The sequence below is a fragment of the Mycobacterium sp. 23 genome (assembly GCF_048287075.1).
In the GTDB taxonomy this organism is placed as follows: Bacteria; Actinomycetota; Actinomycetes; order Mycobacteriales; family Mycobacteriaceae; genus Mycobacterium; species Mycobacterium gordonae_B.
Genome location: NZ_JBLVUX010000005.1, coordinates 4,477,535 through 4,490,816, shown reverse-complemented (window position 1 = coordinate 4,490,816; position 13,282 = coordinate 4,477,535). Strand labels below are relative to the sequence as shown.

14 protein-coding genes are annotated in these 13,282 nt (G+C 67.8%); 8 read left to right on the top strand and 6 right to left on the bottom strand.

Going from position 1 to position 13,282, the window contains the following annotated elements:
- Positions 1-95 precede the first annotated feature (95 nt).
- Entirely contained in the window at positions 96-560 is a 465-nt protein-coding gene (locus tag ACNQS7_RS21985) for a GatB/YqeY domain-containing protein (protein ID WP_055578195.1), read from the bottom strand.
- Between ACNQS7_RS21985 and ACNQS7_RS21980 the strand changes: the two genes are divergently transcribed.
- The 5 genes from ACNQS7_RS21980 to ACNQS7_RS21960 are packed head-to-tail and all read left to right on the top strand — an operon-like array spanning position 559 to position 6,038.
- Positions 559-1,968: a hypothetical protein gene (locus ACNQS7_RS21980; RefSeq protein WP_418016092.1), complete on the top strand. Its 1,410-nt coding sequence runs from the start codon at positions 559-561 to the stop codon at positions 1,966-1,968. The two genes, ACNQS7_RS21985 and ACNQS7_RS21980, sit on opposite strands and share 2 nt — an antisense overlap.
- Positions 1,969-1,976: 8 nt before the next feature.
- Complete coding sequence (locus ACNQS7_RS21975) at positions 1,977-2,627, top strand: DUF4129 domain-containing protein (RefSeq protein ID WP_418014200.1); 651 nt, start codon at positions 1,977-1,979, stop codon at positions 2,625-2,627.
- Positions 2,609-3,766, top strand: coding sequence for a DUF4350 domain-containing protein (locus ACNQS7_RS21970; RefSeq protein WP_418016091.1), 1,158 nt, complete (start codon positions 2,609-2,611; stop codon positions 3,764-3,766). Before ACNQS7_RS21975 ends, ACNQS7_RS21970 begins: the two co-directional genes overlap by 19 nt.
- The gene (locus ACNQS7_RS21965; protein ID WP_418014199.1) at positions 3,763-4,716 is read left to right on the top strand and encodes an AAA family ATPase; all 954 of its coding nucleotides are present in this window, start codon (positions 3,763-3,765) and stop codon (positions 4,714-4,716) included. Before ACNQS7_RS21970 ends, ACNQS7_RS21965 begins: the two co-directional genes overlap by 4 nt.
- A complete protein-coding gene (locus tag ACNQS7_RS21960) occupies positions 4,716-6,038 on the top strand; it encodes a DUF58 domain-containing protein (protein ID WP_418014198.1) in 1,323 nt (440 codons plus the stop codon). The genes ACNQS7_RS21965 and ACNQS7_RS21960 overlap by 1 nt, the downstream gene beginning before the upstream one ends.
- Here ACNQS7_RS21960 and ACNQS7_RS21955 read toward each other — a convergent pair whose 3' ends face one another.
- Complete coding sequence (locus ACNQS7_RS21955; RefSeq protein WP_418014197.1) at positions 6,039-7,031, bottom strand: stage II sporulation protein M; 993 nt, start codon at positions 7,029-7,031, stop codon at positions 6,039-6,041.
- A gap of 35 nt (positions 7,032-7,066) precedes the next feature.
- Between ACNQS7_RS21955 and ACNQS7_RS21950 the strand changes: the two genes are divergently transcribed.
- A complete protein-coding gene (locus ACNQS7_RS21950) occupies positions 7,067-7,933 on the top strand; it encodes an RDD family protein (protein WP_418014196.1) in 867 nt (288 codons plus the stop codon).
- Here the strand turns inward: ACNQS7_RS21950 and ACNQS7_RS21945 are convergent.
- Entirely contained in the window at positions 7,930-8,316 is a 387-nt protein-coding gene (locus tag ACNQS7_RS21945) for a hypothetical protein (protein ID WP_418014195.1), read from the bottom strand. The two genes, ACNQS7_RS21950 and ACNQS7_RS21945, sit on opposite strands and share 4 nt — an antisense overlap.
- Positions 8,317-8,580: 264 nt before the next feature.
- On the opposite strand from ACNQS7_RS21945, the gene ACNQS7_RS21940 reads away from it, so the two are divergent.
- Positions 8,581-9,252, top strand: a complete 672-nt coding sequence (locus ACNQS7_RS21940; protein ID WP_418014194.1) for a PadR family transcriptional regulator — start codon at positions 8,581-8,583, stop codon at positions 9,250-9,252.
- A gap of 23 nt (positions 9,253-9,275) precedes the next feature.
- Here ACNQS7_RS21940 and glpK read toward each other — a convergent pair whose 3' ends face one another.
- On the bottom strand, positions 9,276-10,832 hold the full coding sequence (gene glpK / locus ACNQS7_RS21935; protein ID WP_418014193.1) for a glycerol kinase GlpK: 1,557 nt from the start codon (positions 10,830-10,832) through the stop codon (positions 9,276-9,278).
- A gap of 69 nt (positions 10,833-10,901) precedes the next feature.
- Between glpK and ACNQS7_RS21930 the strand changes: the two genes are divergently transcribed.
- Positions 10,902-12,386 (top strand): glutamate--cysteine ligase, encoded by a 1,485-nt coding sequence (locus tag ACNQS7_RS21930; RefSeq protein ID WP_418016090.1) that lies wholly within the window; start codon positions 10,902-10,904, stop codon positions 12,384-12,386.
- On the opposite strand, the gene ACNQS7_RS21925 is transcribed toward ACNQS7_RS21930, so the two are convergent.
- A complete protein-coding gene (locus tag ACNQS7_RS21925) occupies positions 12,383-12,796 on the bottom strand; it encodes a VOC family protein (protein ID WP_418014192.1) in 414 nt (137 codons plus the stop codon). The two genes, ACNQS7_RS21930 and ACNQS7_RS21925, sit on opposite strands and share 4 nt — an antisense overlap.
- 10 nt (positions 12,797-12,806) lie before the next feature.
- Complete coding sequence (locus tag ACNQS7_RS21920) at positions 12,807-13,259, bottom strand: helix-turn-helix transcriptional regulator (protein WP_418014191.1); 453 nt, start codon at positions 13,257-13,259, stop codon at positions 12,807-12,809.
- Positions 13,260-13,282: the final 23 nt, after the last annotated feature.

The window sequence follows — 13,282 nt, the reverse complement described above, 5'->3', positions numbered from 1 at the left end:
ACATAGAACTGTCACCCATGTCCTGAGACATCACACACCGACGGGGTTCGGTGAGCGTTGATCGCTACTGGGGTACAGGCACGACGCGGCCCATTTCAGAGCCGGTCTTTGACCGCCGCGGACAGCCGCGACCCGTCTGCCTTCCCTTCGGCTATCCCGGTCGCAACCTTCATCACCAGGCCCATCTCCTTCATCGAAGGCGCGTGGCCGAGCGTCTCGGCAACCTGGGCGATCGCGGTTTCGACGACGTCGACCACTTCCGCATCGGTCAGCGGCGTCGGCAGATACTCGTCGATGATGCGCGCCTCGGCATGCTCGTTGGCGGCCAGCTCACCGCGACCGTTCTGCGTGTATATCTCGGCGGCCTCACCGCGCTTGCGGGACTCCTTGGCGAGCACCTTGAGCACCTCGTCGTCGGAGAGCTCCTTGGCCTCCTTGCCCGAGACCTCTTCGGTCTGAATCGCGGCCAACAGCATGCGTAACGTCGCAGTGCGCAGCTTGTCCTGCGCTTTCATCGAGTCGGTCAGGTCGGCCCGCAGCCGGGATTTGAGTTCCGCCATTCCAGAGACGCTACGCGCTGCTCCGGGGACCTACATTGAGAAATGCACCAACCGCCGACAGGATGTACCCCATGACAACCGACGACAGCCGCCGCCTACGGTGAGCACGCTGCCGCCTGAATACCCGGGTGAGGCCGCACCGGGACCGGCATACGAAACGCCGCCGGCTTACGGACCGCCCCCCGCATACGGACCGCCACCGGCATACAGACCGCCACCGGCATACGGACCGGCCCCTGGATATGGCCCCGGCTACGGTCCCCCGCCCGGCTACGGCCAACCACCGCCGGGCTACGGCCAACCCCCGCCCGGCTACGGCCAACCACCGCCGGGCTACGGCCAACCACCGCCCGGCTACGGCCAACCACCGCCGGGCTACGGACCACCGCCGCCCGGCTACGGACCACCACCGGGCTATGGCCCCCCGCCATTGATTCCGGGTGCGGTCAAGCCCGGCATCATCCCACTGCGGCCGCTCACTCTGAGCGACATCTTCAACGGCGCGGTCGGCTACATCCGGGCCAATCCGAAGCCGACCCTGGGCATCACCGCCATGGTCGTCGTCGTCATGCAGGTGATCTCACTGCTGGCGACCATCGGCCCACTGGCCGCCGCGAACTCGGTGCAGACCAACAAGTCCGAGCCCAGCCTCGGAGCCCTCGGGGCGTGGACGGCGTCACTGGGCGGCAGCGCCCTGGTCAGCTGGCTGGGCAGCATGCTGCTCAGCGGGATGCTCACCGTCATCGTCGGGCGCGCGGTCTTCGGCTCGCCGATCACCATCGCCGAAGCGTGGGCCAAGGTCCGGGGCCGGTTACTGGCCCTGCTCGGCCTGGCACTGCTGGAGGCCGTCGGGCTGGCCGTGATCATCGGCCTGGTGGTGGTGATCCTGATCGGCGTGGGCGTGGCCGCCAACGCCGGTGCAGCCGTGCTGCTCGGATTCCCGTTGCTGTTACTGGTCCTTGTGCTGCTGGCCTACGCGTATACCGTGCTGTTGTTCGCGCCGGTGCTGATCGTGCTGGAGCGGTTGCCGGTATTCGACGCCATCACGAGGTCATTCCGTTTGGTGCGCAACGGCTTTTGGCGGGTACTGGGCATCCGCGTGCTGGCGGCCATGGTGGTCGGCATCGTCGGCGGTGCGATCTCGGCACCGTTCAGCATCGTCGGCCAGGTGCTACTGATGGGCGCGTCAAGCACTACAACGCTATTGGTGGGCACCGCCTTGTCGTCCATCGGAGGAGGAATCAGCCAGATCGTCACCACGCCGTTCGTCGCCGGTGTCGTCGTGCTGCTCTACACCGACCGCCGGATCCGTGCCGAGGCCTTCGACCTGGTGCTGCAAACCGGCGCCGCCGGCGGGCCGGCCGCCGTGGAATCCACCGACAACCTCTGGCTCACCCGGCCTTACTGAGGAGCACAGTGCCCGCCATCGACATCGACCGCGATGCCGCGCACGATGCTGCGCAGCGCGAGTTGAACAAGCCGATCTACCCCAGGCCGTCATTGACCGACGAAATCATGGACAAGATCAACGAATTCCTGCTCAAGCTCATCCTGAAGACTTCGCACGTATCCGGCGGATGGTTCACCGTCACCGTGCTGGTGATCCTGGCGGCCATCGCGATCTTCGTCGCGATACGTATCGCGCGGCGCACCATGCGCACCAACCGCGGCGGTGACTACGAACTCTTCGACGCCGGCCAATTGACTGCGGCCCAGCATCGCGCGACTGCGGAATCCTTTGCTGCCGAAGGTAATTGGGCGGCAGCGATCCGACATCGGTTGCGCGCGGTGGCCCGTGAGCTGGAGGAGACGGGCGTACTGACTCCGGTTCCCGGCCGCACCGCCAACGAGCTGGCCCACGACGCCGGCGAAGCACTACCCCGTCTGGCAGCGGAATTATCACAAGCGGCAACGGCTTTCAACGACGTCACCTACGGCGAGCGTCCCGGAACCCAGGCCGCCTACCAGATGATCGCCGACCTCGACGATCATCTGCGGTCGAGGTCCGCCACGTCTCCCGTCGCCGCGCAGGCCGCGGCACCGGACTCCTGGGCGAAGGTCCGGTGACGGCCACCCTTCCCGGTGCGCCGACCGGCACCGTGCAGCAACGCCGCCCCTGGCGCGGGGTGCTGCTCACGCTGGCGGCACTGGCGATCGTCGCGTCGATCACCACCTACCTGACGGCGCCGCGACCCGGCGGCACGATGGATCCCGAAGCCACCAGCCCGGCCGGCGCGCACGCTCTGGTAACACTGCTGCGCGAGGCCGGCGTCGACGTGGTGGTCGCCGACACCGTCGCCGAGGTCCAGCGCGCGGCGCGCGCGGACACGCTGCTGTTGGTGGCGCAGTCGCAGCACCTCACCGACAATTCGTTGCTGCACGACCTGGCCGACGTCCCGGGGGATCTGCTGCTGGTGGACCCGACGTCGCGCGCCCGCGCGGCACTGACACCAAAGTTGCGCGTCGGGGCCGCCAGCAATTTGGAAAACGAGCCGAATTGCCAGCTGCCGCAGGCTAATCGAGCCGGTGCGGTCAACCTCGGCTCCAGCGACGCGTACCGGCCAACCGGCGGACTCGACCTGGTCAGCTGCTACGGCGGGGCACTGGTCAGCTACCGCGACGGGGACCGCACCGTCACCGTGGTCGGCACCAGCCACTTCATGGAGAACGACGGCCTTCTGGAAGAAGGCAACGCGGCGCTGGCCATGAATCTCGCGGGCACCCGGTCCCGGCTGATCTGGTACGCCCCACAACGGGTCGAGGGACACACGTCGGCGCCGGGATCGCTCATGGACCTGATTCCGGAGAATGTGACGTGGATGGTCTGGCAGCTCTGGCTGGTGGTGATCCTGGTCGCGTTGTGGAAGGGCCGCCGGATCGGCCCGCTGGTCGCCGAAGAACTCCCCGTGGTGGTGCGCGCCTCCGAGACGGTGGAGGGCCGGGGCCGCCTCTACCGCTCACGGCGGGCCCGTGACCGCGCCGCGGAAGCACTGCGCACGGCGGCGCTGCAACGCCTGGCCCCCCGGCTCGGCCTGGGGCCCAACGCGGCGTCACCCGCGGTGGTGATGACGGTGGCACAGCGCAGTGGCGCCGACCCGGACTTCGTCCAGTACCACTTGTTCGGCCCCCCACCGGCCAATGACTCCGACCTACTCCACCTAGCCCGAGCGCTCGACGACATCGAAAGGCAGGTCACCCACTCGTGACAGAACCGGATTCCGCCCGCGAGGCATTGCTGGGATTGCGCGCCGAGATCGGCAAAGCGGTCGTCGGACAGGAAGGCGTCGTCAGCGGCCTGGTGATCGCCTTGTTGTGCCGCGGCCATGTGCTCCTGGAAGGCGTTCCCGGCGTGGCCAAGACGCTGATGATCCGCGCCATGGCCGCTGCGCTGCAGCTGGAGTTCAAGCGGGTCCAGTTCACCCCGGACCTGATGCCCGGTGACGTCACCGGATCGCTGGTCTACGACACCCACACCGCGGAGTTCGCCTTCCGGCCGGGCCCGGTGTTCACCAATCTGCTGCTGGCCGACGAGATCAACCGCACGCCACCCAAGACACAGGCGGCGCTGCTCGAAGCGATGGAGGAGCGCCAGGTCAGCGTGGACGGCGAGCCGAAACCGCTGCCCGATCCGTTCATCGTCGCCGCCACCCAGAACCCGATCGAGTACGAGGGCACCTATCAACTGCCCGAAGCCCAACTCGACCGCTTCCTGCTCAAACTGAATGTCACACTGCCGCCCCGCGATGCCGAGATCGCAATCCTCAGCCGGCACGCGCATGGTTTCGATCCGCGCGACCTGTCAGCGATCAAGCCCGTAGCGGGACCCGCCGAGCTGGCGGCCGGCCGCAAAGCGGTGCGTCAGGTGCTGATCGCCGACGAGGTGCTGGGCTACATCGTCGACATCGTCGGCGCTACCCGCTCCTCCCCCGCCCTGCAGCTGGGGGTCTCACCCCGCGGGGCCACCGCCCTACTCGGCACCGCCCGGTCCTGGGCCTGGCTGTCCGGACGCAACTACGTCACCCCCGACGACGTGAAGGCGATGGCCCGCCCGACGCTGCGGCACCGGGTCATGCTGCGTCCGGAAGCCGAGCTCGAGGGCGCCACCCCCGACGGCGTGCTGGACGGCATCCTGGCCTCGGTCCCGGTGCCACGCTAGTGATCCTCACCGGCCGCACCGGACTGCTCGCGCTCGTCTGCGTCCTGCCGATCGCGGTATCACCATGGCCGGCGAGGGCTTTCGTGATCCTTCTGGCTGTGTTGGCGATTCTGGTCAGCATTGACGTGGTGCTGGCCGCCAGTCCCCGCCGGCTGCGCTTCACCCGATTGCCGAACGGTTCGGTCCGGCTGGGTCAACCGGTGGACGCGGGTCTGGCTATCCACAACGACGGCCGCCGCCGCTTCCGCGGCCAGGTGCGCGATGCGTGGCCGCCCAGTGCCCGGGGCGAGCCGCGGACCCACCGTTTGAGCATCGCGTCCGGGCAGAGCCAGCAGGTGCACACGCACCTACGGCCGGTTCGGCGCGGCGACCAGCGCGCCGCGCTGGTGACGGCGCGCTCCATCGGGCCGCTGGGTTTCGCAGGCCGGCAGAGTTCGCAACCGGTCCCCGGCCAGGTGCGGGTGTTGCCGCCCTTCCTGTCCCGCAAGCATCTGCCGTCGCGACTGGCGAAGCTGCGGGAGATCGACGGACTGCTGCCGACGCTGATTCGGGGGCAGGGCACCGAATTCGATTCGCTGCGTGAGTATGTCGTCGGTGACGACGTCCGCTCGATCGACTGGCGGGCCAGCGCCCGGCGCAGCGACGTCATGGTCCGCACCTGGCGGCCCGAACGGGATCGGCGCGTGGTGATCGTGCTCGACACCGGACGGATGGCGGCCGGCCGCGTCGGTGTCGACCCCACGGCGGCCGACCCGGCCGGCTGGCCCCGGCTGGATTGGGCGATGGACGCCGCGCTGTTGTTGGCGGCGTTGGCATCTCGCGCCGGTGACCATGTCGACTTCCTGGCTCATGACCGGGTGAGCAGGGCGGCCGTTTTCGGTGCGTCGCGTACCGAACTGCTTGCCCAACTGGTCGACGCGATGGCCCCGCTGCAACCGGCGCTCATCGAATCCGACTGGCGGGCAATGGTTGCCGCGATTCTGCGGCGGACCCGGCGGCGGTCGCTGGTGGTGTTGCTCACCGACCTGAACTCGACCGCCCTCGACGAGGGCTTGCTGCCGATGATTCCGCAGTTGTCGGCCAAACACCATGTGCTGGTTGCCGCCGTGTCCGACCCACGCGTCGACGAACTCGCGGCCGGGCGCAGCGACGCGGCCGCGGTGTACGACGCGGCGGCGGCCGAACGGTCCCGCAACGAGCGGCGGGCCATCGCCTCGCGGCTGCGGCGCAGCGGGGTGGAAGTCGTCGACGCACCACCCACCGACATCGCACCCAGCCTCGCGGACCGCTATCTGGCCATGAAAGCGACCGGGCAGCTCTGACTACCCGGTGGGGACGTAGTCTGGGGCGTCCTCAATATCGCCGGTCTCACCGGCAGCGACGCCCCGACGTCCGAAGTAGACGATGTAGGCGAGGAACGCCGCCTCGGCAAGGACGCCGATGGCGATACGCGCGAACGTCGGCAACGGCGACGGCGTCACCATCGCTTCGATCAACCCCGACACGAGCAACACCCCCACCAGTCCCACGGCAACCGAGACCACGCCGCGGCCTTCCTCGGCCAGAACCTGGCCACGCGGCCGATCGCCGGGCGAAATCACCGACCACCCCAACCGCATCCCCACGGCGGCGGCCAGGAACACCGCGGTCAGCTCCAGCAGACCGTGCGGCAGCAGCAAACCCAGCAGCAAGCCACCCTTGCCCGCCGGGAACATCAGACCGGCGATGACCCCCACGTTGGCGGCGTTCTGGAACAGCACGAACGGTATCGGCACGCCGAGCACCACCGCCATCGCGATGCACTTGGCAGCCACCCACGAGTTGTTCACCCAGACCTGCAGGGCGAACGCCCCGGCGGGGTGCTCGCTGTAGTAGGACTCCACGTCGTGGTTGATGAGTTGGTCGATGTCAGCCGGCGTCCCGACGACCGACTGCACCTCGGGACTGCCTGCCACCCAGAACGCCATGACCACGACCACCGCGAGGAACGCCACGGCCGTCGCCGACCACCATCGCCAGGAACGGTAGGCGACCACCGGAAAGGACACTGTCCAGAAGCGGACAAAGGTACTGGTCAAGGGGGCATGGGCGCCGGTGACCGCGGACCGGGCGCGCGCCACCAGGCTGGACAGCCGGCCGGTGATCAGCGAATCCGACGACACCGACCGCAGGATCGACAGATGGGTGGACACCCGCTGATACAGCTCGACGAGTTCATCGATCTCGGCGCCCGTCAGCGAACGCCGCTTCTTGATCAACTGGTCGAGCCGGTCCCAGGTGCCTCGATGGGTGAGCAGGAACGCGTCGACGTCCACTTGGGCAGCCTACCCAGCCTGTAGCGTTTCGAGGTATGTCGGAGGTGGTGACCGGGGACGCCGTGGTGCTCGACGTCCAGATAGCCCAGCTACCGGTGCGCGCCATCAGCGCGATCATCGACCTCACCGTCGTCTTCATCGCCTACATCGTGGGAGTGATGCTGTGGGCGGCCTCCCTCTCCCAGTTCGACGAGGCCCTGACCGTTGCCTTCTTGATCATTTTCACGGTGCTGGCCATGGTCGGTTACCCGGTGGCCATCGAGATGGCGACCCGGGGTCGCTCGGTCGGCAAGATCGTGATGGGTCTGCGGGTCGTCTCCGACGACGGTGGCCCGGAACGGTTCCGGCAGGCCCTGTTCCGCGCACTGGCCGCGGTGGTGGAGATCTGGATGCTGCTCGGCAGCCCCGCGGTGATCTGCAGCGTGCTCTCCCCGAAAGCCAAGCGGGTCGGCGACATATTCGCCGGCACCGTCGTGGTCAGCGAACGCGGACCACGAATCAGTCCGCCGCCGGTGATGCCACCGGCACTGGCCGGGTGGGCGGCGTCATTGCAACTGTCCGGACTGACCACCGGCCAGGCCGAAGTGGCCCGGCAATTCCTGTCGCGGGCGCATCAACTCGACCCGGCGCTGCGCGATCAAATGGCTTATCGGATCGCCAGTGACGTGGTGTCGCACATCGCGCCGCCGCCTCCGCCGGGCGTACCGCCGCAGTTGGTCCTGGCCGCGGTGCTCGCCGAGCGGCACCGGCGGGAACTCGCTCGCCTGCGTCCGGCCCCCGCGCCGGGCTGGCCTCAGCAGCAGGCTTGGCCGAACTACCAGCCGCCGGCACCGGGCTGGACTCCCACTCCTGCGCCGCCCGCGCAGAACCCCGAACCCGGCGGCTTCTCCTTACCCAGTTAGTACTGGGCGACGGAGGCCGCCAGTATGGCTACGTCGGTCACCAATAAAGCCAGCCCGACCAGGGGTACCGCGATACCCCCGTGCCGCTTCGCGGTGAAGACCGAGGTGACGATCACCAGGACGGCGACCAGCGGCGGACCGTAGAAGAAGACGTCGAAGCTGATCCCGCCGCCGAGGCGCGGGCAACGGTTCTGGGCGCAGGAGTCGGTACTCATCACGGCGCCGAGTGCGAAAAGCATCACGATCGCGGCACCTGGCACGGTCAGCAAGGCCAACACCCAGTTGACCCGCGACCGGGCCTTCTCGCCGTCGTCACCGTGTTGCGTCGGATCGGTGGCGCTGCCGGGGCCGGTCACGGTCCGGAAGCGGTTATTGCCATTCACCCGTCAGGTGCTACCCGGCGTTCGGGGTGTGCAAACGGTCGAGATTCGCGGCGAGTGCCCGTGCCGCCGTCACCGACCCTGCAGATTTGGTGGCGCGTACTCGCACTTTCTCCGCGGACTTACAGGCTGGATGCGCGCGGGACGGTGGATGCCCCGGGCAACACCCCGGCCCCTTGCCATCCGATAGTTTGCGATATATCGTGATACATAGTGATACACCGGAGCGCCGCCGAGGCGCTTCCCCTGACTGAAGGAAACACAGACATGAACACCCTTTTCACCCCACCTACCGGGCCCTTCGGCCCACGCCCCGGCTTCGGCTTCGGCCCCGGCGCTCGGCGGCAGGCCCGTCGGGAATTCTTCGAGAACTTGCGCGAGCAGGCGGGCGAGCACGGCGGCCCGATGGGCTTCGGGCCCGGCTTCGGACCCGGTTTCGGTCCCGGTTTCGGTCCCGGCTTCGGCTTCGGCCCGGGTGGCCGCGGCGGACGCCGTGGCGGCCGGGGCCGGCGCGGTGACGTGCGCGCCGCCATCCTGGTGCTGCTGAACGAGCGGCCCATGCACGGCTACGAGATGATTCAGCAGATCGCGGAACGCAGCAACGGGATCTGGAAGCCGAGCCCCGGTTCGGTGTACCCGACCCTGCAGCTGCTGGACGACGAGGGGCTGATCACCGCCAGCGAGACAGACGGCAGCAAGAAGCTGTTCGAGCTGACCGACGACGGTCGCTCCGAGGCGGCAAAGGTCGAGACCCCGCCGTGGGACGAGATCGCCGAAGGCGTGGACCCGGGACACCTGAATCTCCGCAGCGCCGCCCGCCAGCTCTTCGGCGCCGTCGGGCAGTCAGCCCACGCGGCCAGTGCTGAGCAGCAGCAACGCATCGTCGACGTGCTCAACAACGCACGTCGGGAGATCTACGGCATCCTCGGCGAGGACTGAGGCCCGTCGCGGCGGACCCTGGATCAGGACACGTCGACCCAGTCCAGGGTCCGCTGCACCGCCTTGCGCCAGCCCGCGTATCCGGCGGCGCGCTGGTCGTCGTCCCAGTTGGGCGTCCAGCGCTTGTCCTCCTGCCAGTTGGCCCGCAGCTCGGACGGACCGTCCCAGAATCCGACGGCCAGGCCCGCCGCGTAGGCGGCACCGAGCGCGGTCGTCTCGGCGACCACCGGCCGCACCACATCCACACCCAGCACGTCGGCCTGAATCTGCATACACAACTCGTTGCTGGTGATTCCGCCGTCGACCTTCAAGACCTCGAGGCTTACTCCGGAGTCCGCCTGCATGGCGTCCACCACGTCGCGGCTCTGGTAACAGATCGCCTCCAGCGTCGCGCGCGCCAGGTGCGCGTTGGTGTTGAACCTGGACAGCCCCACGATCGCCCCGCGGGCGTCGGAGCGCCAGTAGGGCGCGAACAACCCCGAGAACGCCGGCACGAAGTACACCCCGCCGTTGTCGGCGACCTGACGCGCGAGCGACTCGCTCTGCGAGGCGCCGCTGATGATGCCCAACTGGTCGCGCAGCCACTGCACGGCGGAGCCCGTCACCGCGATCGAGCCCTCCAGTGCGTACACGGGCTTTGCGTCCCCGAACTGGTAACACACCGTGGTGAGCAGCCCGTTCTCGGACCGCACGATCGTCTCGCCGGTGTTCAGCAGCAGGAAGTTTCCGGTGCCGTAGGTGTTCTTCGCCTCGCCGGCGTCCAGGCAGACCTGGCCGACCATGGCCGCATGCTGGTCACCCAGGACACCGGTGATCGGCACCTCACCGCCGATGGGGCCGGTATCGGACGTCACGCCGTAGGGCTGCAGCGGCGACGACGGCTCGATCTTGGGCAGCATCTCCCGCGGGATGGAGAAGAAGGACAGCAATTCGTCGTCCCAGTCCAGCGTCTCCAGGTTCATCAGCATGGTCCGGCTGGCATTGGTCACATCGGTGACGTGCACGCCGCCGCGCGGGCCGCCGGTCAGATTCCACAACACCCAGGTGTCGGGGGTGCCGAACAGCGCGTCACCCTTTTCCGCGGCCGCGCGCACCCCATCGACGTTCTCCAGGATCCACTGCAGCTTGCCGCCGGAGAAGTAGGTGGCCGGCGGCAGACCTGCCTTGCGCCGGATCACGTCGCCGCGACCGTCCCGGTCCAGCGCGGACGCGATGCGATCGGTCCGGGTGTCCTGCCAGACGATCGCGTTGTAATAGGGTCTTCCGGTACGCCTATTCCATACCAGCGTCGTCTCGCGCTGGTTGGTGATCCCCAGTGCTGCAATATCTTTCGATGATATGTTGCTGGCGTTCAGCACGGACATCAGCACCGACGCGGTGCGCTCCCAAATCTCCACCGGGTTGTGTTCGACCCAGCCGGCCCGCGGCAGGATCTGATCGTGCTCGAGTTGATGACGGGCCACCTCGGCGCCGTCGTGATCGAAGATCATGCAGCGGGTACTGGTGGTGCCCTGGTCGATGGCTGCGATGAATTCCGGCGACTCAGCCAACTCGGCCTCTCCTAGGGTGGCGTTGGACACTGCAGGTACATGATGGCGCAGTGTCGGGCCGGGTTGCGCGCGGCCCGGGAAACCTGTTCCATCGGTCAGGTGGGCGAAGAGGTCAAGCGCACCACGTATGACCGCGCACATCGGCGGGAGTACCGGCGCAAAGTGCGGGTGTGTCTCGACGTCTTCGAGACGATGCTCTCGCGTACCAGCTTCGATTCGGAGCACCCGCTCACCGGCATGGAAATCGAATGCAACCTGGTCGACGCCGAATACCAGCCGGCGATGTCGAACCGGTACGTGCTGGACGCCATCGGCGATCCCGCATATCAGACCGAATTGGGCGCCTACAACATCGAATTCAATGTGCCGCCGCGCCCGCTACCCGGACACACCACGCTGGACCTGGAGAAGGACGTACGAGCCAGCCTCAACGACGCCGAACTCAAGGCCAACGCCAGCGGTTCGCACATCGTCATGATCGGCATCCTGCCCACCCTGATGCCCAAGCATCTATCGGAGGGCTGGATGAGCGAGTCGAACCGGTACGCAGCCCTCAACGAGTCGATCTTGGAGGGCCGCGGGGAGGACATCCCCATCAACATCGCCGGCCCCGAACCCCTGAGCTGGCAGGCCGCTTCCATCGCGCCCGAATCCGCTTGCACCAGCATGCAATTGCACCTGCAAGTGGCTCCGGAAGACTTCGCCGCCAACTGGAACGCGGCGCAGGCGCTGGCCGGCCCGCAACTGGCGCTGGCCGCGAACTCGCCCTTTTTCTTCGGCCACCACCTGTGGGCGGAGACCCGCATCGAACTGTTCGCCCAGTCCACCGACACCCGCCCCGAAGAACTGAAAACCCAGGGTGTCCGGCCGCGAGTCTGGTTCGGCGAGCGCTGGATCGCCTCGGCCGTCGACCTGTTCAAGGAGAACATCAAGTACTTCCCGTCACTGCTGCCGGAACTGTCCGATGAGGATCCTGTCGCGGAACTCACGGCCGGACGCACACCGCGCCTGGCCGAACTGCGCCTGCACAACGGCACCGTGTACCGGTGGAACCGGCCGGTGTACGACGTCTCCGACGGCCGCCCGCAGTTGCGCCTGGAGAACCGGGTACTGCCGGCCGGGCCGAGTGTCGTTGACATGCTTGCCAATTCAGCTTTCTATTACGGAATGCTGCGGACCATGTCCGAAGCCGAACAGCCGGTGTGGTCGCAGATGGGTTTTCCGGTGGCGCACCGGAATTTCCTGGACGCCGCTCAACAAGGCATCGACGCGCAGCAGCACTGGCCGGGTGTCGGCGAGGTGAGCACCCAGAAACTGGTGCTGGACACGCTGTTGCCGATGGCCCACGAGGGCTTGCGGCGCTGGGGCGTCGATGCCGAAGTCCGCGACCGCTTCCTGGGCGTCATCGAGGGCCGGGCCAGAACGGGGCGCAACGGAGCCAGTTGGCAGGTAGCCACCGTCCGCGCACTGGAGGACGCCGGCATGACCCGGCCCCGGGCCCTAGCCGAGATGCTGCGCCGGTACTGCGAGCACATGCACGCCAATGAACCGGTGCATACGTGGTCCGTTCTCAGGCCCGACTAGCCGGCCAATTGCGTCAACCGCACGCTGTTGCCGGACGGGTCGCGGAACCCGCAGTCGATGCCGTACGGCATCTCATGCGGTTCTTCAGTGAATTCCACTCCGCGGGACTTCATTTCGCGGTAGGTGGCCGCGCAGTCCTCGGTGGTGAGAAAGACCGTGCCGGCGAAACCCTTCGCCATCACCTCGGCGACCTGCTGATGGGTCGCCGCGTCCATCACCGGCTCACCCGGAATGGCCATCAGCACGATGGACACGTCGTCCTGGCCGGGAGGGCCTACGGTGAGCCACCGGAAACCCAGGTCGGGCAGCGAAACATCTTGCCGCACTTCCATACCCACCTTGTCAGTCCAGTACTTCAGGGCGACTTCCTGGTCGTGCACCCAGAGGTGGGCGCTGGCGATCTTGAGCATGGTCACAACGCTACGACCCGGCCGGCCCGTGCGTCTTCTCCCCGCGTGCTGTCTTGACCCTACTGTCGGCGGGTGGGCGGGTGTCGCGCGCGAGAATGCAACTCGGCACCCGCGCGTGCACCGACGCCGGCGGGAGGCTCGCCCGGTAGGCGGCCGGCGGCAGGCCGTAGACGCGGGCGAAACTCGTCGTGAACGAACCGACGCTGCGCAGACCCACCATGACGGCGATGTCGGCGACGGACCGATCGGTGTAACGCAGCAACGCCGCCGCCCGCTCGAGCCGGCGTGTCTGCAGGTACGAGCGCGGCGACTCACCGAAGGTGCGGGTGAACATCCGGCTGAAATGCGAACGGGACAAGCCTGCGGCCGCGGCCAGGTCGTCCACCGTGATCGGCTCGGCGTAGCGGGCGTCGGCGAAGTCCTTGGCGCGGAGCAGATAACGGGCCGGCGGCAGCTGCGGCATAAGTCCCAGTATGCGACGGGCGT